The 20,499-nt window shown below is 62.0% G+C and carries 15 protein-coding genes; 5 read left to right on the forward strand and 10 right to left on the reverse strand.

The features are described from left to right. Nucleotides 1–5: 5 nt before the first annotated feature. Nucleotides 6–1,157, reverse strand: coding sequence for a methionine adenosyltransferase (gene metK, locus ACVDHI_RS08125; protein WP_010673869.1), 1,152 nt, complete (start codon nucleotides 1,155–1,157; stop codon nucleotides 6–8). A 340-nt stretch (nucleotides 1,158–1,497) separates the two neighbouring features. On the opposite strand from metK, the gene tkt reads away from it, so the two are divergent. Beyond that, nucleotides 1,498–3,489 carry a transketolase gene (gene tkt / locus ACVDHI_RS08130; protein ID WP_447211948.1) on the forward strand — a complete coding sequence of 664 codons (1,992 nt, stop codon included), beginning with the start codon at nucleotides 1,498–1,500 and terminating at the stop codon, nucleotides 3,487–3,489. A 103-nt stretch (nucleotides 3,490–3,592) separates the two neighbouring features. Here tkt and ACVDHI_RS08135 read toward each other — a convergent pair whose 3' ends face one another. Together ACVDHI_RS08135 and ACVDHI_RS08140 are read right to left on the reverse strand one after the other, a co-directional pair. After that, nucleotides 3,593–3,967 (reverse strand): hypothetical protein, encoded by a 375-nt coding sequence (locus tag ACVDHI_RS08135; RefSeq protein ID WP_447211949.1) that lies wholly within the window; start codon nucleotides 3,965–3,967, stop codon nucleotides 3,593–3,595. Between the two features lie 441 nt (nucleotides 3,968–4,408). Next, nucleotides 4,409–5,674, reverse strand: coding sequence for a RidA family protein (locus tag ACVDHI_RS08140; protein WP_447211950.1), 1,266 nt, complete (start codon nucleotides 5,672–5,674; stop codon nucleotides 4,409–4,411). 1,070 nt (nucleotides 5,675–6,744) lie between these two features. On the opposite strand from ACVDHI_RS08140, the gene ACVDHI_RS08145 reads away from it, so the two are divergent. Both ACVDHI_RS08145 and ACVDHI_RS08150 read left to right on the forward strand, forming a co-directional pair. After that, on the forward strand, nucleotides 6,745–7,617 hold the full coding sequence (locus ACVDHI_RS08145) for a hypothetical protein (RefSeq protein WP_041212597.1): 873 nt from the start codon (nucleotides 6,745–6,747) through the stop codon (nucleotides 7,615–7,617). Nucleotides 7,618–7,994: 377 nt separating this feature from the next. After that, nucleotides 7,995–8,396 (forward strand): hypothetical protein, encoded by a 402-nt coding sequence (locus tag ACVDHI_RS08150; RefSeq protein WP_223929890.1) that lies wholly within the window; start codon nucleotides 7,995–7,997, stop codon nucleotides 8,394–8,396. A gap of 113 nt (nucleotides 8,397–8,509) precedes the next feature. Here ACVDHI_RS08150 and ACVDHI_RS08155 read toward each other — a convergent pair whose 3' ends face one another. Both ACVDHI_RS08155 and ACVDHI_RS08160 read right to left on the reverse strand, forming a co-directional pair. After that, nucleotides 8,510–9,634: an anhydro-N-acetylmuramic acid kinase gene (locus ACVDHI_RS08155; protein WP_447211951.1), complete on the reverse strand. Its 1,125-nt coding sequence runs from the start codon at nucleotides 9,632–9,634 to the stop codon at nucleotides 8,510–8,512. Nucleotides 9,635–9,788: 154 nt separating this feature from the next. Then, entirely contained in the window at nucleotides 9,789–11,099 is a 1,311-nt protein-coding gene (locus tag ACVDHI_RS08160) for a peptidoglycan DD-metalloendopeptidase family protein (protein ID WP_069784477.1), read from the reverse strand. A 114-nt stretch (nucleotides 11,100–11,213) separates the two neighbouring features. Between ACVDHI_RS08160 and tyrS the strand changes: the two genes are divergently transcribed. Beyond that, on the forward strand, nucleotides 11,214–12,413 hold the full coding sequence (gene tyrS, locus ACVDHI_RS08165; RefSeq protein WP_039040151.1) for a tyrosine--tRNA ligase: 1,200 nt from the start codon (nucleotides 11,214–11,216) through the stop codon (nucleotides 12,411–12,413). 81 nt (nucleotides 12,414–12,494) lie between these two features. Here the strand turns inward: tyrS and ygjK are convergent, their stop codons facing one another. The 4 genes from ygjK to ACVDHI_RS08185 form a co-directional block, all read right to left on the reverse strand. Next, nucleotides 12,495–14,975 carry an alpha-glucosidase gene (ygjK, locus tag ACVDHI_RS08170; protein ID WP_447211952.1) on the reverse strand — a complete coding sequence of 827 codons (2,481 nt, stop codon included), beginning with the start codon at nucleotides 14,973–14,975 and terminating at the stop codon, nucleotides 12,495–12,497. 184 nt (nucleotides 14,976–15,159) lie between these two features. Beyond that, nucleotides 15,160–15,972: a helix-turn-helix transcriptional regulator gene (locus ACVDHI_RS08175; RefSeq protein WP_048207195.1), complete on the reverse strand. Its 813-nt coding sequence runs from the start codon at nucleotides 15,970–15,972 to the stop codon at nucleotides 15,160–15,162. Between the two features lie 11 nt (nucleotides 15,973–15,983). Beyond that, entirely contained in the window at nucleotides 15,984–16,517 is a 534-nt protein-coding gene (locus tag ACVDHI_RS08180; protein WP_049637270.1) for a YbhB/YbcL family Raf kinase inhibitor-like protein, read from the reverse strand. A gap of 178 nt (nucleotides 16,518–16,695) precedes the next feature. Further along, a complete protein-coding gene (locus ACVDHI_RS08185) occupies nucleotides 16,696–17,952 on the reverse strand; it encodes an adenylosuccinate synthetase (RefSeq protein WP_010673886.1) in 1,257 nt (418 codons plus the stop codon). A gap of 190 nt (nucleotides 17,953–18,142) precedes the next feature. Between ACVDHI_RS08185 and ACVDHI_RS08190 the strand changes: the two genes are divergently transcribed. Further along, complete coding sequence (locus ACVDHI_RS08190; RefSeq protein ID WP_041212603.1) at nucleotides 18,143–19,045, forward strand: LysR family transcriptional regulator; 903 nt, start codon at nucleotides 18,143–18,145, stop codon at nucleotides 19,043–19,045. 63 nt (nucleotides 19,046–19,108) lie between these two features. On the opposite strand, the gene ACVDHI_RS08195 is transcribed toward ACVDHI_RS08190, so the two are convergent. Next, nucleotides 19,109–20,464 (reverse strand): TAXI family TRAP transporter solute-binding subunit, encoded by a 1,356-nt coding sequence (locus ACVDHI_RS08195; RefSeq protein WP_201894322.1) that lies wholly within the window; start codon nucleotides 20,462–20,464, stop codon nucleotides 19,109–19,111. Nucleotides 20,465–20,499: the final 35 nt, after the last annotated feature.

Here is a 20,499-nt window from a genome sequence, read left to right on the forward strand (position 1 = left end):
GAGCCTTACAGGCCAGCGGCAGCGCGCAGCAGCTCGGCCTTGTCGGTCTTCTCCCAGGGGAACTCGTCGCGGCCGAAGTGGCCGTAAGCGGCGGTTGCCTGGTAGATCGGACGCTTCAGATCCAGCATCTCGATGAGGCCATAGGGGCGCAGCTCGAAGAACTCGCGCACCAGCTTGACCAGCAGGGCTTCGGCCACCTTGCCGGTACCGAAGGTTTCGACGCTGATGGAGGTGGGCTCGGCCACGCCGATGGCGTAGGAGACCTGCACTTCACAGCGATCCGCGAGACCTGCGGCCACGATGTTCTTGGCCACGTAGCGGGCGGCGTAGGCGGCGGAGCGGTCCACCTTGGACGGATCCTTGCCGGAGAAGGCGCCACCACCGTGACGGGCCATGCCGCCGTAGGTGTCGACGATGATCTTGCGACCGGTCAGACCGCAGTCACCCATGGGGCCGCCGATGACGAAACGGCCGGTCGGGTTGATGAAGTACTTGGTGTCCTTGTTGATCCACTCGGCGGGCAGCACCGGCTTGATGATCTCTTCGCGCACCGCTTCCACCAGATCGCTGTGGCTGATGGAGTCGCAATGCTGGGTGGAGAGCACCACGGCATCGACACCCAGGATCTTGCCTGCGTCGTCGTAGGCGAAGGTCAGCTGGCTCTTGGCGTCCGGACGCAGCCACGGCAGGGTGCCATTCTTGCGCACTTCAGCCTGACGCTTCACCAGCAGGTGAGAGTAGGTGATGGGCGCGGGCATCAGCACGTCGGTTTCGTTGGTGGCGTAGCCGAACATCAGGCCCTGGTCACCGGCACCTTGCTCCAGCGGGTCGGTACGGTCGACGCCCTGGTTGATGTCCGGAGACTGTTTGCCGATGGCGTTCAGCACGGCGCAGGAGTCGGCGTCGAAGCCCATGTCGGAGTGGGTGTAACCAATCTCGCGCACGGTGTCGCGCACGATCTGTTCGATGTCGACCCAGGCAGAGGTGGTCACTTCGCCGGCTACCATCACCATGCCGGTCTTGACCAGGGTTTCGCAGGCGACGCGCGCCTTGGTGTCCTGCTGCAGGATGGCGTCCAGCACCGCATCGGAGATCTGGTCGGCGATTTTATCGGGATGGCCTTCGGAGACCGACTCGGAAGTAAACAGCTTTGCCATGTTTGGTTCTCGATTCGTAAGGGTTATCGCCTTGGCCATAACCGGATAATGACAGGATGACTGTAGAGGTATCTACATCTGGACGTCTATTTTAAATAGGTCATCCGGTGATTGCCAGCACTATTTGGGGGTGGAGCCGCCCGGGGCGGGATGGGGAAGGGATCCACCTCCATGGAGGTAAGGCAGGGGGCGGATTGAATCGTTTTCCCCGCCCAGAAAAGCGATTGTGCTCCCAAAGCCACTTTATTCGCCCAGATAATATTTGCACGCCGCGCCCCCTGCTGGGACAATAACGCGCCTTAATCTTGGCCATCAAATGAAGCAATCGCAGGAGATACAGATGCCTTCTCGTAAAGAGCTTGCCAATGCCATTCGTGCATTGAGTATGGATGCCGTTCAAAAAGCCAACTCCGGTCACCCGGGCGCCCCCATGGGAATGGCGGATATCGCTGAAGTGCTGTGGCGCAGCCACCTCAAACACAACCCGAACAACCCCAAGTGGGCCGACCGCGACCGTTTCATTCTCTCCAACGGCCACGGCTCCATGCTGCTGTACTCCCTGCTGCACCTCTCCGGTTATGACCTCTCCATCGACGATCTGAAAAACTTCCGCCAACTGCACTCTCGCACCCCGGGTCACCCGGAGTACGGTTATGCGCCGGGCGTTGAAACCACCACCGGCCCGCTGGGTCAGGGCATCACCAACGCCGTGGGCATGGCGATCGCCGAGAAGGCCATGGCCGAGCAGTTCAACCAGCCGGGCTTTGATGTCGTCGACCACTACACCTACGCCTTCATGGGCGATGGCTGCCTGATGGAAGGTATCTCCCACGAAGCCTGCTCCCTGGCTGGCACCCTGGGTCTGGGCAAGCTGATCGCGTTCTGGGATGACAACGGCATCTCCATCGACGGTCACGTAGAAGGCTGGTTCACCGACGACACTCCCAAGCGCTTCGAAGCCTACGGCTGGCACGTCATCCCGGCCGTTGACGGTCACAACCCGGAAGCCATCAACGCTGCCATCGAAGCCGCCAAGGCCGAGACCGGCAAGCCGACCCTGATCTGCTGCCGCACCATTATCGGTTACGGTTCCCCGAACAAGTCCGGCTCCCACGACTGCCACGGCGCACCGCTGGGCAACGACGAGATTGCCGCCGCCCGTGCCTTCCTGAAGTGGGACCACGCGCCGTTCGTCATCCCGTCCGACATCGCCGCCGAGTGGAACGGTCAGGAGAAGGGTGCCAAGCTCGAATCCGACTGGGCTGCCAAGTTCGCCGCCTATGAAGCCGCTCACCCGGCCCTGGCTGCCGAATTCAAGCGCCGCACCACTGGCGAGCTGCCGGCCAACTGGGCTGCTGAATCCGCCAAGATCATCGAAACCCTGCAGGCCAACCCGGCCAAGATCGCGACCCGTAAAGCGTCCCAGAACTCCCTGGAAGCTTTCGGCAAGCTGCTGCCGGAATTCATGGGCGGCTCCGCGGATCTCGCGCCGTCCAACCTGACCATGTGGTCCGGCTCCAAGTCCCTGACTCCCGAGAGCGCCGCAGGCAACTACATCCACTACGGCGTGCGCGAGTTCGGCATGTCCGCCATCATGAACGGCATCGCCCTGCACGGTGGTTTCATCCCCTACGGCGCCACCTTCCTGATGTTCATGGAGTACGCCCGCAACGCCCTGCGCATGGCCGCCCTGATGAAGCAGCGCGCCATCTTCGTCTACACCCACGACTCCATCGGTCTGGGTGAAGATGGCCCGACTCACCAGCCGGTCGAGCAGATCGCCTCCCTGCGTCTGACCCCGAACATGAGCACCTGGCGCCCGTGTGACCAGGTAGAGTCCGCCATCGCCTGGAAACACGCCATCGAGCGTACCGACGGCCCGACCTCCCTGATCTTCTCCCGTCAGAACCTGGCCCAGATGGACCGCACCGCCCAGCAACTGGCCGATGCCGCCAAGGGTGGCTATGTGCTGAAGGATTGCGCCGGTACCCCGGAACTGATCCTGATCGCCACCGGTTCCGAAGTGGAGCTGGCCGTGGCCGCCTATGAGCAGCTGACTGCCAAGGGCCGTGCCGTGCGCGTGGTCTCCATCCCGTCTACCGACGTGTTCGACGCTCAATCTGCCGAGTACAAGGAGTCCGTCCTGCCGGCCGCCGTTACCAAGCGCGTGGCCATCGAAGCGGGCATCGCTGACTACTGGTACAAGTACGTCGGTTTCGGCGGCAAGATCATCGGTATGACCACCTTCGGTGAGTCCGCGCCGGCCGAGCTGCTGTTCAAGGAATTCGGCTTTACCGTGGAAAACGTGGTTGCGACCGCTGAATCCCTGTAATCGCTGATTGCTTGGTACTGAACTGAAAAGCGCCTCCCTCGGGAGGCGCTTTTTTATATAATAATTATGGCTTGCAATATATAACTAAGCCTTAATGTTAGTTCTATGGTATTAAGTGAATAAAAAGCGGAATAGACTTGCTCATTGCTAGGAATATATAAGATAGAAATAGTGAGTAATCTCTAATTTTGTAACCAATTTCTATTTTATTTCCTAGCTTGAGTAGCTGATACTTTCGCTCTGGAAGTAGTTCTGATAATACCTGAGCTTTTAACTCTGATTCATCTGGATAGAGAATGTCCCCATTCTCTTCGTTGATTGCAACGCCGCCTTCTATTGCATTCTTTTTGTATCCTGCTAGATGTTCTGAAAGATCAAGGTATTTGCCATTTTTATTTAGGTAAACATTGTAAAGTGATATTGTCTTTAACCCACAAACAACTGATATAGATAGCAAAGCTAACGCTAACAAAGTCAATGTACTTTCATTAATATAGAAATTATCACTAACCTTGAAATCTTTGGCAAAATAAGAGAATGTTGCAGCTCCGATGCCAACTATAAAATAGTCATATTTATTTGCCCCATTAATGCTTTACTTTATTAACTCTATGGAACGTTCAGACATAAATATAAAATCCCCTGTCGATTATTTACTTTGTTTTCACAGGTTAAGTTGAAGGCTGGTAGTTAGATGAAGCATGCCATAGGTGGTGAGGATTTCCTAGAGTTTAATAAATGAGATGTTACTCGCGACTGTGGCTACAACTGTGACTATAAATGTGTAACTGTCTGCAAATATTTATAATTAGATAGGTTTATTCAGATGGATATAAGTTTTAGATTAGAAGAGAAATCTACTATAAGTGAACGAAGACACCGGCCTAAGCCGGTGTCTTTTTATCGTTAAAGCAATGTCTTACACCTGCGGCGGGGTGCTTTCCGCATTGGAGAGTACGGCATCCATCTGCACCAGGGCGCCTGCGGGCAGCTCGCTGACGCCAATCACGGTGCGGGCGGGCAGGTAGGCCGGGAAGTATTGGGTGTAGATGGCATCCACGTCCGCCAGATCCGCAATGTTCTTCACCTGGATATTGACCTTGACGATATCGTCCATCACGTGGCCGATGCTCTCCACAATGGTCTTGATATGGCCGAGGCACTGGGCGGTCTGCTCACGGACGCAACCGGTCAGCACTTTGTCTGTGGTCATGTCGAGCGGCAACTGGCCGGCGATATGGTTGTAGTGGGAGAAGGCGACGCTCTGGCTATGCAGCGGGCTGCGTGGCGCTTTGTCGGTATTGCGGGCACGGATCACCAGGTTGTGCCTGTCTTCCACCAACTGGGGCGGGGTGCCGTCACCGTGGGAGATGACCGCATCCATCTGCACCCGGGCACCCAGCGGCAGGGCAGAGGCCGCGATCACGCTGCGGGCCGGCAGATAGGCGACGGCACGGGCAATGGCCGAATCGGGGAAGAAGGTGGTGTAGACCTCGTTGACGGCGTCCAGATCGGCGAGGTGGGTCAGATAGACAGTCACCTTGACGATGTCGTCAAAGGGCACGTCGATGCTCTCCAGCACGGTTTTGATATTGCGCAGGCACTGGGCCGCCTGCTCGCGAATGCCACCGTCAACCAGAGCGCCGGAGGCGGGGTCGAGGGGCAGCTGGGCACCGATATTGTTGTAATGGGAGAAGGCGACGCTCTGGCTGGAGAGCGGATCCTGCGGGGCGTGGTCGCTGTTTCGGGAGATCTTGAGCAGCGGGCAGGGAGCCTGGGGGAAGGTGCCTTCCCCGTTGGAGAGCAGGGCATCCATCTGCACCCTGGCGCCGAGCGGCAGACTGGCGACGGCGAGCACTGTGCGGGTCGGCAGCGAGTGGGGGAAGAATGCCCGATAGACGGCGTTGACGGCATCGAGGTCGGCTATGTCCGCGAGGAACAGGGTCACCTTCACCATGTCCTCCATGCCGTGGCCAACGCTCTGGACGATGGCCTGGATATTGGTGAGACACTGTCTGGCCTGCGCCTGGATATCCCCTGCGACCAGCGCGCCCGTTTTCGGATCGACCGGCAGCTGGGCGGCAATATTGTTGTAGTGGGAGAAGGCCACGCTCTGGGTATAGGGCCCCAGATCCTGAGGCGCATTGGGGGTATTTCTGGCGGATTTGATGATGGTACCACTCATGGCGATACTCCTTTTTCGTTTTTGATGTAGGGTCCGGGCCGCATTGTTCTTCCCTGACCGAATGCGGCACGCTGATGACTCGTGATATTGCGGCAACAGTTGCCCGTTCCCGCCGCAGGACGACGGAGAAAAGGAGAACGATCATCACAGTGTCGAGCCCTGTTTCGATGCAGACAGCGCGTGCAACAGACAAGGGAGAGAAGTTGGCCTGGTGATTCAGACGGGAGAATTCTAGGGGGCGGTTATCCGGGGATGCAAACCGGGATCCTGTTTCTATGAAGTGGCTCAACAGAGTGAAATATATTCATTTTGCGATTCAATTCATGACGGACATGGCAAATAAAGGTGATGATGATCCCGCTTTACCATGAAAGTGGAACCAGATAGCGCCATATTGTCGCGTATCAGGGTTACAGCCTGTGAATCCTCCGTTAATACTTTTGGCGACATTGCAGCTTATTCTCCCGGTTTTGCATAGCTATCTATTTATCGCTCTCTCGACGCCCTGTTCAGCGCCGCCAAAATATGCTGCGGCGAGCACACTGAAATAACATTCACCCTCTTTGCATGGCCACAGGTCATGACATAAATACGGGAGAAAGAGAGGGCGCTTTTTAGCCCCTGCGGCGGAGGCTGACATGGGCGGGTCGCCACATCGCCTATGCCATATCTTTTCAGCGGCGCGAACGCAGCCCGCCAACAAGGCTCATACGCAAGGGGAGGGGGCCTTCCCCTTGCCTGGCCCGACTTGCCGCCCCCCGATGCATATCACTCCTGTCATGACCTTTCCTGTGAGGGGGCCCCGGAGTCCGCCCTGCTTTGCCGCCCTGACGTATCCCGCACTCCTTGCGATGCAGCCGGCTCATCTTCCCCGCACCACCCTTATTTGTGTTCTTTATCATCAACTGCCGTTATTGCGACCTGGGTCGGGGTTTGGGTGGATTATTAACTGTATGATTAATAATGAAATCAGGGACCCTGCCGACGAGCAGCACGGATCGGCACTCATCTGCCCGGGAGTGGCACATGCGATCGCATCGCGATCCCCGTCATCTGACTTCGGAGGTTTTATGCTTGGATTCATTCTGGGTGACATGTACAGCCGCACCAGCGGGTTTCGGCCACCCCCCCGCCTAGGCAAGCACTTCCCCCTCGCCCCCGACTATCAACTGCGCGGTCGCACCGGTGCCGCCATCCTGACCATGGAGACCCTGCTCGATACCCCCTATCCCCAGAAGAAGTTCAGGGCCCTGATCTATGGCGCCTTTATCGAGCGCCAGCGTCGCCTCTTTGCCGAGCAGGTGGTCATCGGCCGGATGGAGGAGGGCCAGGACCTGGCGATCGCCATCGATCTCGCCTTTATCAGTACGGCGGTGCCCATCGGTCTGCTCGCCATCTCGGAGGAGATCGCGCTGCTGACCACCCCCCGTCCCACCCAGACCCATCCTCATCAGGCGGCCTTGAGCCAGGCGCTCGACTGCACCGCCATGCTGATGTTCTATGCCAAGGTCATTCGCCAGCGCAATGCGGTGCTTGAGCACATCGGCCACCAGTTCGGCTACAGGCCGCAGGCCGGGTTGGTGGCCAGGGTGGGCCACGGCGGGGAAGATGACTATGCCGCCTTCATGGTCAATGTGATGACCTGCATCGCCCATTCTGGCTCCTTCAAAGAGGCGCTGGAGAATGGCGTCAGGATGGGCATGCACGAGCCCGCCTTTTTCTGTATCGTCGGCGCCCTGGCCTCGACCCTGTGGGGAGTGCCCAAACCCTGGGCCCATGAGATCTCTCGATTCATCCAGCGCCAGCACCCCCACTATCTCCAGATCCTGCTGCGGGGCGAAGCCAGGGTGGGCCGCAGACAGATCAACCTGGAGCCTCCCAAACCGCCGCTCTGTGCACCGGTCAAGCGCCAGGTAAACCGCTTCCTGAAGTGGGCCTTCTAGGGCCATGGGAGTGCTCTCGAGGTGCGGGCCCATGGCGCCATCCCATCGGCCCGCCCCTCCTGAGGGTCATCACGGGACGGTTATCTCACTGACCCCTGATCCCCCGGCTACCTTGCCCAAGAGGGGATGGCCAGAAAAGCCAACGGCTGCACAGGGGACAAGGGGCGGGTAGAAGGTGATCCACCTCGCCTTTTGATGTGAACGCCTTTTGATGTTTGGCGCCATACGATACCATGCGCAGCGTGTGTTCCTGTTGGGGGAGGCGCCGCCCATCGCCCCCGTGGCTGGCCGCTGGTCCTGTCATGATCACGGGATGCACAATCCGGGGCCGCCACGGCAACCCCTTATCGCCATAGCCAACAGGACGGAGTATCAGGATGGCCATTGCCATTGAACAGTCGGACAACACACTGAGGGTCAACAAGGATCGCTACGATCTGGGCCGCATCGTCGGCGTGCAGGTAAAAGCTCTCGGCTGGATGGATAGGCTCAAGAAGACCTTGTTGCTGGGAGTAGTTACCTCCAGTGTGCTCTTTTACTTCACCCCTTCCTACGAGCAGGCGGGCAACTGGCTCATCGTGCTCTTCCTGCCTCTGGTGGGTTTTCTGTCTGGCGCCCTGATGGGGCTGCTCTCCAGCGCGAAATATGAGTTTTGCATCGAATTTTCCCACGCCGACGAGACGGGCGTGCAGTGGATCACCGCCGCCAGGAGTCGGCATGTCGCCGATTATGAGACCTTCAAGGCGCAGGCGGCCAGGTTGAAAGAGCGGCTCGGGTAGGGAGCACAGAGTGACGGGTCTGCGCCATCTGGCGCCAGGCATAACAACAAGCCCGAACAGGTGCACCTGCTCGGGCTTGTTTCATTAGGGGCGGATGGCGCTCGGGGAGCGGCTCAGGCGGGATAGAGGGCGCCCAGTACCGCCGGGCGGCTAGCGCCGGTCACCGCAGGCAGGTTGCCCGGCTTTCGCTGGATAAAGCGTTGTGCTAGCCAGGCAAAGGCGGCCCCTTCCACCCAGTCCGGTGCAAGGCCGAGCTGGGCGGTGCTGGTCAGATGCCAGTCGGGTAGCAGGGCAGCAAGCTCCGCCAGCAGCGGGGCGTTGTGGGCGCCGCCACCGCAGACAAACAGCTCGGGCCGGGTTGGCGCGCCACTGTGGGCGGGCAACTGGCGGGCGATGCTGTGGCAGGTGAGGGATTGCAGGGTACGCTGCACATCAGCGGGGGCGTATGCGCAGCCGTCCAGCTCGCCGTCGAGCCAGTCGAGGGTGAACATCTCACGCCCCGTGCTCTTGGGGGCGGGGGCGGCGAAGTAGGGGTGAGCCAGCAACTGCTCCAGCAGCGCAGGGATAAGCTTGCCGCTGGCGGCCCACTGGCCACCGGCATCATAGCTGCCACCGTGGGGCTGGTGGCGGCGATACCAGCCGTCGAGCAGGGTGTTGGCGGGGCCGGTATCGAAGCCATATACCCCTGCACCAGCCCCCCCGTCGGCCTGGCCGGGCAGCACCGAGATATTGGCAATGCCGCCGAGGTTCAGCACGACCCGCAGGGTGCCGGGGCGGGCAAAGAGCGCCTGATGGAAGGCGGGCACCAGGGGCGCCCCCTGACCGCCGAGGGCCATGTCCATGGTGCGAAAATCGGCCACCACGTCGATGCCGGTCAGGGCCGCCAGCAAGGCCGCGTTGCCAATCTGCAGGGTAAAGCCGAGGGCAGGGCGGTGGCGTATGGTCTGGCCGTGACTGCCGATGGCGCGAATCTCCTTGGGAGTCAGCGCCGCCTTGGCGAGCAGGGCCTGGGTGGCGGCGGCAAATTCGCGGGCCACCAGGTTGTCGGCTACCCCCATGCGGTCGATTTCGTTCTCCCCCGGGGTGCAAAGCTCATGCAGGGTGCGAGCCGTATCGACAGGCCAGGGATGGCAGAGGGCCGCCTCTACTCGAAGCGCTTCCCTATCCATCGTCACCAGCACGGCGTCGATACCATCCATGCTGGTACCGGACATCAAGCCTATATAGCGTTCAGTCATGACAACCCCCTTTCAATGATGCAGAGGAACGGTTCGATACCGTGTTCCGCCTTGGTCCCCGACATCAATCGGATATATGGCCCGCTCATGACATCACCTCTTCAGTGGTGCAGAGGAACGGTCTGATACCGTGTTCCACCTTGGTCGACAGCGGTCAGCTGTCGTCGCCGTTGCCCTTGTTTCTGGCCAGTTGCAGCTCGGGGCTGTCCAGCTTGGCCAGCTGGGGCATGGCCTGAGCCTTGAAGCTGGCCAGCGCCCGCCCGCTGAGAGACTCCGCCTGGGGCAGGTTGAGGGTGCGCGGGTTCTTGTGCACGCCGCCCACCACGAATTCATAGTGCAGGTGCGGGCCTGTGACCCGGCCGGTGCCGCCGAGCAGGCCGATGGTCTGGCCCTGCTTCACTCGCTGCCCCTTGTTGACGGTGCGCTTGGAGAGGTGCAGGTACTTGGTCACGTAGTTGCCCGCGTGCTTGATGAAGACGTAGTTGCCGTTGAACTGGTTGTAGCCGGCGGCCACCACGCTGCCGCCGCCCGCCGCCATGATGGGGGTCCCCACCGGCGCCACGTAGTCGATGCCGTTGTGGGGACGCACCTTGCCGGTGACCGGGTGAAGGCGGCGCGGATTGAAGTTGGAGCTGATGTATTTGAAGTTGACCGGCGCGCGCAGGAAGCTCTTGCGCATCGCCTTGCCGTCCGGGGTGTAGTAGTTGCCATCCTCATTCAGCACGGCGCGGTAGATGGCCCCCTGGTTGATGAACTCGGCGGCCAGGATGTCGCCGGAGGCAACCCGCTCGTCATCCTGGTATTTGTCCTGGTAGACCACCCGGAAGCTGTCCCCCGGTTGCAGGTCCTGGGCAAAGTCGATGTCCCAGCCGAAGATGGCGGCGAGATCCATGATCTGGTCTTCCGTCATGCCCGCTTCGACGGCGGCGCCCCAGAAGCTGGAGCGGATTTCCCCCTGGGCCACCTGTTCGCGGGTGTCGAGCTCGATCTTCACCGGCCTGGCCACGAAGCCGTCATCCCGGCGGTTCACCTTGAGCGCCTGCTCCAGGCTGTGGGGGTAATAGAGGCTGTGCAGCTCGCCGCCCTTGGTGAGCTTGAAGGTGAGCTCCTGACCGGGTTTGAGCAGGCGCAGGGTATCCGTGCCCTCGAGCTGGTCGATGAGGTGCAGATCCGTGGTGCTGAGGCCCAGGCGCTGGAAGATGACCCCCATGTTGTCGCCGCTGCGCACCTTCACCTGTCTGGTGACATAGCGCGGTTTGGGCGGGGTGACGGGCTCGGCCCGTGCCAGCTGCGCCTCCTCGTCGACCTGCTGCTCGACGGCCAGTTCGTTGTCGTTGTCATCGACCCGGGTGGCGACTGCCTGTTCGCTCGGCCAGGCCGCCAGCATCATCACCATGATGCTCAGGATAAGCACCATCTTGCGGTGCCAGTGAGGGAGAGAGTTGAAGGCGTGCCAAAGGACCATGAGAAGCAGACAAAGTTGAACCCGGAAGAAGGTCGGAGTTTACCGCCTTTCCAATTGGCCCGCCATTCCAGTAATATGTCTGGCCCTGTGGAATCGTGATTGGAGAGTCAAAAAATGTCCCAGCTCGAGGTGGCGCTAGCCGAGATCAAGCGCGGAGCGGAAGAAATTCTGGTTGAAGAAGAACTGATCGCCAAGTTGAAGGAAGGGCGCCCCCTGCGCATCAAGCTGGGGATGGACCCGACCGCGCCGGACATCCACCTGGGTCATACCGTGATCCTCAACAAGCTGAAGACCTTCCAGGATCTGGGCCATGAAGTGATCCTGCTGATCGGTGACTTCACCGCCATGGTGGGTGACCCCTCCGGCAAGAACGCCACCCGTCCGCCGCTCTCCGAAGAGGCCATCAAGCACAACGCCCTCACCTATGCCGAGCAGGCGTTCAAGATCCTCGACCCGGCCAAGACCCGCATCGAGTACAACTCCACCTGGCTGAGTGAGCTGGGCGCGACCGGCATGATCAAGCTGGCGGCCAAGCAGACCGTGGCCCGCATGATGGAGCGCGACGACTTCAAGAAGCGCTACAGCAACGGCCAGTCCATCGCCATTCACGAATTCCTCTATCCGCTGCTGCAAGGCTATGACTCGGTCGCGCTGAAGGCGGACGTCGAGCTCGGCGGTACCGATCAGAAGTTCAACCTGCTGATGGGTCGCGAGCTGCAAAAAGATGCGGGCATGGCGACCCAGTGCGTGTTGATGATGCCGCTGCTGGTGGGCCTGGACGGCGTCAAGAAGATGTCCAAGTCCGCTGCCAACTACATCGGCGTGCACGACGCCCCGGGCGAGATGTTCGGCAAGATCATGTCCATCACCGACGATCTGATGTGGAACTACTACGAGCTGCTCTCCTTCCGTCCGCTGGCTGAAATCGAAGAGTTCAAGGCGGGCATTGCTGCCGGCACCCTCAACCCGCGCGACGTGAAGATCTGGCTGGCCAAAGAGATCATCGCCCGTTATCACGATGAAGCGGCGGCTGAAGCGGCCCACGAAGATTTCACCCAGCGCTTTTCCAAGAACGCCATTCCGGACGACATGCCGGAAGTCGAGCTGGCACTGGAAGGGGAAGGGCTGGCCATCGCCAACCTGCTCAAAGACGCCGATCTGGTGGCCACCACCTCCGAAGCGCTGCGCATGATCAAGCAGGGCGCGGTCAAGGTGGATGGCGAGAAGCTGGACGATGGCAAGGCCCTCATCGGTGCCGGTACCGCCGTCTACCAGGTCGGCAAGCGCAAGTTTGCCCGGGTGACCGTGAAGTAAGTCGCCACCTGTGGCGCTGCCATAAGAAAGGCCTCCCTTGCGGAGGCCTTTTTGTTGGGTCATTGACCGGGTCGGTTGGGATCAACCCTCGGTTTTCAGGAAGTTGCGATAGAGCATGTAGAGGTGGGCCGAGCTCCAGCTGAAGTTGCTGGCTCCCTGCATGGCGCCGGTCTCCGGGTTGTAGTTCTCGCGGATGGGGCCGCTGCCCGCCAGCCCCTCGGCATTGCTAAACAGCTTGTTGACGAGTGTTTGGGCATCGCTGCGATAGCCGTAGTTCTCCAGCCCCTTCACCCCGAAGTAGAACTGATCCAGCCAGACCCGGCCGCGCCAGTAGATGTCGGGGTCGTAGGCCGGGTTGGTCAGCGCCGCCGTGCCGAGCGGCACCTTGGTGTTGAACTCCTGGGCATTGAGCATCACCTCGCGCACCCGCGCCGCCTTCTCCTTGTCCGCGACCTCGGCCCAGAGCGGGCTCCACCCTTCCGGGCCACGGCCGCGGGCGGTCAACAGCTTGCCGACGCAGCCGTTGGCGTCGGGCAGATCCCCCTGGGCTATCTGGCGGTCGTAATAGAAGCCGGAGGCCTCATCGAACAGGCAGCTGTTGATGTAATCGGCCAGCTGGGTCGCCCCTTCGCGGTAGCGGCTCGCCTCGTCCGGCTTGCCGAGCAGCTCGGCCATGTCGGCCAGGATGCGCTTCTCCTTGGCGAGGAAGGCGTTGAGCTCCACCGACTCCTGATCGATGGAGAAGCCGATGAGGCTGCCGTCGTCCTGATGGTTTTCAAAGAAGAAGACGTTCCAGTCCTGGCGCGCCTTGGCCATGTCGCCGCCATAGGTCTTGTCGGCATAGCGCTTGAGCTGCTCCGGTTCGATAAAGCCGAAGCGGGCGGCGTTGTCCATGCCGGACTCCCAGCCTGCCCCGTGCTGGGCGCCGATATCCATGTCGGCGTAGCCGCCAACGCTCAATACCTGCTGATAGAGCGCCATGCCGGCGCAGCCATACCAGCCATCTCCCTCATTGGTACAGCTCGACAGATCCAGCCCGACCGGTGCCCCCGTCGGGTACTGCACCTTGAAGGTGATGTTGCCGAACTCGTCGTTGTGCTCGACGTGGCGGGTGGCGCCATATTCGATGATGCCGTTGCGGTTGTTGTCCCGCGCCCGATACCACCAGTCGTGATAGGCCTGGATCTTCGGGTACATCTCGGCGATGAAGGCCTTGTCCTGGGTGGCGCTGTAGATCTCCCAGATGGCCCAGGCGGAGAGGGGCGGCTTGGTGTCGCGCTCGTTCCAGTTGCCGCCGTCGCCACCGCGATCGGCGAGCTTGTTGTAGAAGACGGCGTCGATCACCATGCCGGCATCCTGCGGCCGAACCGGGTCATCCGCCTGGATCTGGTAGTCATACATGGCGCGCACGTTGTTCTTGGCTACCTCGGGGTTGAAGTGGGCCATTGCGTAAGCGTGCTTCCAGCTGTCCCAGGCCCAGACCCCGTCGAACCAGCGGGCGGTGTTGGAGGGGGTCACCCCGTCGTGCAGGATGGCACCGGCCGGCGAGCGCCAGTTGCCGTTGAGGGTCTCCATCGCCTTGACCGCGATGCGCCGCTCCGATTCCGGGATCCCCTGATTGGAGAGGCCGCGCGCCAGGTAATCCTCCCAGCGGCGGATGGAGTCGTCGAAATGGCTGGCGGGGTCGGCCAGCAGCGCCTGGCGGCTCTGCTCGAAGCGGCTCGCGTCAGCACTGCTGTGGACATAGCTCTGCAGGGTGTAGATATCCTGCTGGCCCTTGGCGGCCAGGGTGAGGCTGGCCTCGCTCACGTAGCCGAGGCCCTGCTCGTCGAGGGTGGTGCGACTGGGCAGGGTGCGATCGATGCGGTAGCTGGCGCTGCCGCTTTGCATGATGTTCCAGGTGCTGCGCAGTTTGCCGAACTGGAATGCCACGCCGCGCTCGGTCTGGCTGATGGTGCGGGTCCAGGCGGGGTACTGCTCGGCGACCGTCTTGTTGGCATCCCACTGGTTGAGCAGCTCCCCCTGCCAGTTGAGCTTGAGGGTGAGGGGGGCGTCAGTGTGGTTGATGAGGCGGGTACGAACCAGCGCAGTGCGGGCATCGCCGTAGCGCAGCTCCAGCTCCAGGGTGAAGGGGTCGAAATCGAAGCGCTGCACCAGCGCTCCCGGGATGGCGTACAGCGCCTGTTTGCTGGCGCTGGTGAGGGGGAAGGCGCGGCCGCTCTCGTCGCTCAGGGTCAGCTTGTCCAATTCCCTTGCGAAGAACAGGCTGTACTCCTCGGCGATGACCATGGGGCCGGTAAAGCCGCCCCACTCGCTGTCGCTGGCGGGCAGCAGGAAGCCGTGCCAAGCGCCGAGATCGAGCAGCGGGTTGTATTTGAGGTTGGCGTAGCTGTCAAAGTCACGGAACTGGAGCGGGGTGCCGCTGCGGTCGATCACGTTCTGATACTGATTCGCCAGGGTGGCGCTGGGGGCGGCCGGGCTGCTGGAGTCATTGCCGTTGCAGGCAGTGAGGCCGAACAGGGCGACGCTCAGGGTGATGAAAAGTAAATTTTTACGAAACATTTCTCGCTCCAATGACAGTTTTTGTAGGTTAAGGAAGGTGTTTTTTAGTGATTATTTTAGTGAAAGCGTTTGCGAGAGCCATTATAGGGCGATTTTGACGGGATTGTTGGCGCTGTGTCACAGTGCAGGAGGGGCGAGTGTGAGCCGGATCACCCGGTTACACGAGGTTACATAGCTTTGTGTTTTAGTAATTATTTACTTTTGTGGTGGCAGTCAGTGAGAGAGAGGAGGGGCAGGTACGCAGGTATTGGTGGGGGGTCAGGCCGAACTCCTCCTTGAAGCGCGCGGCAAAGCGGCCGGGGGAGTCGTAGCCACAGGCGAGGGCGGTTTGAAGCGGAGTGAGCCCCTGTTGCAGCAGGGTGAGGGCGTGCCCCAGGCGTACCTGGGTCAGCACCTGGCGAAAGCTGCGCCCCTCGGCGGCCAGCTTGCGGACCAGAGAGGCGCGGCTCATGGCGAAGTGGGTCGCTACCGTCTCCAGCCGGTGATCGAGACCAGGCTCCACGCTGAGGTAACGGGCCAGCCGTTCCCCCAGGGTCATGGTGGTGGCAGGAAAGAGCAGGCCAAGGCCCCCCGCTTCCCTGAGCTCGCCATAAAACCCTTGCAGCAGCTGGGTCTGGGCCGTCTCGCAGAGCTGCCGCTGCGCCATGGTGGTGACGAGATCGAAGCAGAAGGCGAGGGCCGACGTCACCCTGATGGCCGGTGGCTTGAGGAGATCGAGGGTGCTCTCTGCCAGCCACTCGGCCGGTGGCGGGGCCAGCAGGGTGAGCGCCTGGGAGCGAAACGTGCCCTGCTCCGGCTGGTTGACGAAGGTGAGCCGGTGACCCGCCGGGATCAGCAGCCAGCTCTCCTTGTCAAAGGAGAGGCGCTGCTCCCGCCACCACAGCTGCTTGCGGCCCTGCTGCACCCAGATGAGGGTCGGCGCGTAGATGAGCACCCGGCGCAGGGGCTGCTGGCGGATCCCGAAGTAGTGATTCAGTTGCAGCAGGGGCGTGCTCATCGGGCGGGCTCCTAGGGGGTGGTGAAGGTGGCGGTCAGGGTGGCCTTGCCAAGGGCCAGGCTGTTGAGCATGTAGCCTACCATGGCGGGCGGGGTGTTGGCCTTCACCTCCAGCGCCTTGGGCAGGGCCCAGACGGTGAACTGGTAGCGGTGCATGCCGTGACCGGCGGGCGGGCAGGGGCCGCCATAACCCTGGGTACCGTAGTCGGTGCCAAGCTCCAGCCCCTGCTTGATCTTGCCGGAGGCATTGCTCGGCAGCTCGCTCTGGCTGGCCGGCAGGTTCACCACCAGCCAGTGCCACCAGCCGCTGCCGGTGGGGGCGTCCGGGTCATAGGCGGTGATGGCGACGCTCTGGGTGCCGGCGGGCAGGCTCTGCCAGCTCAACTGGGGGGAGCGGTTCTCGCCGCTGCAACCAAAGCCGTTGAAGCTGAAGACCTTGTCCATGGGTTCACCCTCGCGGATGTCGGTACTCTTGAGGGTCATGGCGCCGGCGGGCAGGGCCGCGAGGCAGAACAGGGGCAGCAGCGGGATAATGGGGGATCTCATGATGGGCACTCCTTTATGTGAATATGGCATTCACTCTAAGGGGGCTGGCTCAAAACAGAGTGCCCGTATGGCTCAAATTATGCCATTGAGACGGCTTTTGTGAGCTGTTCGGGGCTTTTGAAGGGGCATAAAAAAACCGGCATCCTGGGATGCCGGTTTTTGGGAGAGGCGAGGGGCCTTAGCGCAGGATCATCTCGTCACGGCCCGGGCCGACGGAGACCATGGGCACCGGCACGCCCAGCAGGGCTTCGATGCGCAGCACATAGTCCTGGGCAGCCTTGGGCAGCTCGGCGAAGGTGCGGCAGCCGCTGATGTCTTCGCTCCAGCTCTCCATCTTCTCGTAGACGGGGGTGAGGGCGGCGGTTTGCGGCCAGATCGGGTTCTCGGTGTGGGCACCTTCGTAGGCCACGCAGATCTTCAGATCCGGCAGACCGGTCAGGCAGTCCAGCTTGGTCAGGGCCACTTCAGTGGCAGCCTGCAGCTCGACGCCGTTCTTGGTGGCGACGGCATCGAAGTAACCCACGTCACGGGGACGGCCGGTGGTGGCGCCGAACTCGTTGGTGATCTTGCGGAACTCGTCCTGGTTCTCCATGGCGGTCAGCAGGGTGCCGGTACCGACGGAGGAGCTGAAGGCCTTGGCCACGGCGATGACGCGCTCCGGGCGCAGGCCTGGCAGACCGCCACCGATGCCGGCGTAGGCGCCGGAAACGTGGGAGGAGGTGACCCAGGGGTATTCGCCGTAGATGAGATCACGGCCGGCACCCAGCTGGGCTTCGAACAGCAGGGTCTTGCCTTCGGCTTGCAGTGCCTTGAGGGGCATGCTGACGTTGCAGACGGCGTCCAGCCAGGGAGCAGACACTTCCAGCAGCCAGTCGGCCATCTCCTGGGCGGTCTGGGTGAATTCGAAGTCCGGATAGAGAGCCTTCATCTGCGGCAGTTTCCAGTCCAGCATGAACTGGATGCGCTCGACCAGCACGTCCGGCTGTTTCAGCCAGCCCACCAGGATCGCTTTTTTCATGACCCGATCACCGTAAGCCGGGGCGATGCCCTGACGGGTGGAGCCGTATGCGCCGTCACCCAGGCGTTGCTCTTCCAGGGTGTCTTCCAGCGCGTGCAGCGGCAGGCAGAGGGTGGCACGGTCAGAGATGGCGAGCTTGGGAATGACGCCGGAGGCCTTGACCTCTTCCAGCTCGACGGTGAGCTTCTCGGGGCTGATCACCATGCCGGGGCCCAGCACGACCAGGCAATCCGGGTTGAAGACGCCGCTCGGCACCTGGTGCAGCTTGAAGGTGCCCAGATCGTTGACCACGGTGTGGCCGGCGTTGTTGCCGCCCTGGAAACGAATACTGGCGCCAGCCTGGCCTGCCAGATAATCGACGATGCGGCCTTTGCCTTCATCACCCCAGTTAGCACCTACGACTACGATAGACGACATGACTCTTTCTCCTAAGACGTTAGGCGTCCATCCTAGGAGCCCCGTGAGGATTAGAAAAATTAATTATCTTTATAATTCCGATAAGGAAGCCATATAATTCCGGTGCCATTATCGACACCGCGCTCCCTTGTGTGGTGACCGTGCCCTGGCGGCGCTGGCCCAGCCATCGACCCGGGAGAAGAGGAACCCCATGCTGGACATTCACTGGCTGCACACCTTCGTCACCCTGGCCCGGTTGCAGCACTTCGGCCAGACGGCCACCGAACTGCACATGACGCAACCCAATGTGAGCCTGCACCTCAAGAATCTGGAGCAGGCGACCCGGGTCAAGCTGGTGGAGCGTAGCCCGTTTCGCCTGACCCAGGCGGGGGAGCGGCTGCTGCAAAGCGCCGAGCGCGCCATCAACGAGTTGCAGCTCTGCCAGTCCGATCTCAATGCCCTGAGCCAGTTGAGCCAGGGGACGCTCGCCATCGCCGCCAGCGACATCATCTCGCGCCTGCTGCTCATCCAGCCGTTCCAGCGCTTCAAGCAGGCCTTCCCCGGCATCGACCTCACCCTGTTCAACACCACCTCGGATCAGGCGGCGGATCTGGTGCGGGCGGGCAAGGCGGATCTGGGCTTCGTGATGGCACAAAAGCGCAGCGAGCCGCTCTTCTACACCGAGTTGCAGCAGGTGACCTGGTGTGCCCTGGGGCACGGCCTGGCCCGCTGGCAGGCGCGGGCCAGCTCGGGGGAGAGCGATCCTCTGGACGAGCCGACCCTGATCCTGCTGGGGCACGACACCCGGACCCGGGCATTGATCGATCCCTCCCTGCCCCTGCTCGGCCTGCCGAGCTGCCGCATCATGGAGGTGGGGAGCGTGGATGCCCAGCTCGACTGGGCCGAGGCGGGTTTTGGCGTCGCCATCGTGCCGGATTTCTCCCTGCACCCCAGGCTCAAGCTGACCGCCCCGGTGACCCGGCTCACCGATTTTCCCGGTACCAGCCTGGGGTACGTGGTGCGCCAGAACCAGGTGCTGTCCCGGGCCATCAAGCAGCTGCTGCACTGGGTGGAGGAGGAGATCCAGAATCCGGCGCTGCTGCTGGCGCCGTGACAGGCCAGGCGCCCGTTCCCGATAACCAAGAGGCCACCCCTGGGGTGGCCTCTTGGTTGGTGTTCATTGCCCGGCGGGGGTTGTGGTCCCCACCGCATGGCTGGGCGGGCTGGCCGGCATGGCCTCCGGTGATGGCGCCTCCAGCGGCGTTGCCGACGAGGCGGGCGCCTCAGGCGGGGTCAGGGGATGGCCTGGTGCCAGGGTTGCGCTGCCCGGTGTGGGCGGCTCGGTCAGGGCCGGGGCCTGGTTGGTGGAGGCCGCCCCCGAACTGGTTGAGAGGGTCGCGGCGGCCGGCTGCTCCGGCAAGGTGTCGGACCCCTCCAGTGGCGCGGTGCCTTCCTGGGGGCCTGCCCCATCGGTCGGTGTGGCCGCGCTGCTCGCCGGGGGCAAGGTTGGCAGGGCGCCCGAGGTGGCCACGGCACCGGATGCCGTGAGGGTGTCCGCCGGGAGGGTGGGCACGGCATCCAGCATGCCGGGATGGAGCAGGGCGATGCTGCCCGCCTGCATGCCTTCCCAGGTGAGGGTGGTCAGTGCCGGATGCAGCCGGGTGAACTGCTTGAGCCGCTCGTTCAGCACGTCCCGCAGGGTGCGCACCTCGCTCTCGGGCAGGCTTGCCAGCGCCACCAGTTCGGCGGTGACGGCGAAGGTGTTGACACCGCTTGTCTGCCCCGGATAGAGGTTGGCGCCGATGCGGCTGCGATCATAGTAGGGGTGCTGCTTGAGCAGCTTGTCCACCTGTTCCCCCTCGATGGGAATGAGGCGGGCCTGACAGCGGCCGGTGAGATCGCCGATGGCCTGATTGGGGTGACCGGCGACCACGAAGGCGGCATCCAGGGTGCCGTCACAGAGCCCCTCCAGCCGGTTGCCCGGGGAGATCACAGGCGGTCGGCTGAAGTCGGCGACCCGCCACCCCATGGCATCGAGCAGGGCCCGGCTGGTGACCCTGTCCCCGGAGTTGGGGGCGCCGACATCGACCCGCTTGCCCTTGATGTCGGCCAGGGTGGTGATGTTGCTGGTGGCGCTGGCAATCAGGGTCAGGGACTCCTTGTGGAGCCGCAACAGGCTGCGCAGCTGATCGTCCGGGGCCTGGCCCGCGAAGGGGCCGGTGCCGTGCACCGCATGGTAGAGCACATCCGACTGCATCAGGGCGAGCTGTACCTCTCCCTTGGCGAGGGCCGCCAGATTGGCGATGGAGCCCGAGGTACTCTGCACCGTGCAGTGTAGGCCGTGGCGGGCACTCTCCTCGTTGAGCAGGCGGCAGATGGCCCCCCCTGTGGGGTAGTAGACGCCGTTGAGGGCTCCCGTACCGATGGTGACATAGGCGGGGGAGGCGAAGAGGGAGGGCGCCAGCACGGCCGCAAGCCAGGGCAGGGCGGTACGTGACAGACGCAACAGGGCAGAGAAGGCGAATGGGCGCATAGTGGACCGAAACCGTGGCTGAACATGAGGAGGAG

This window comes from Aeromonas sp. 25-248, from assembly GCF_053005425.1.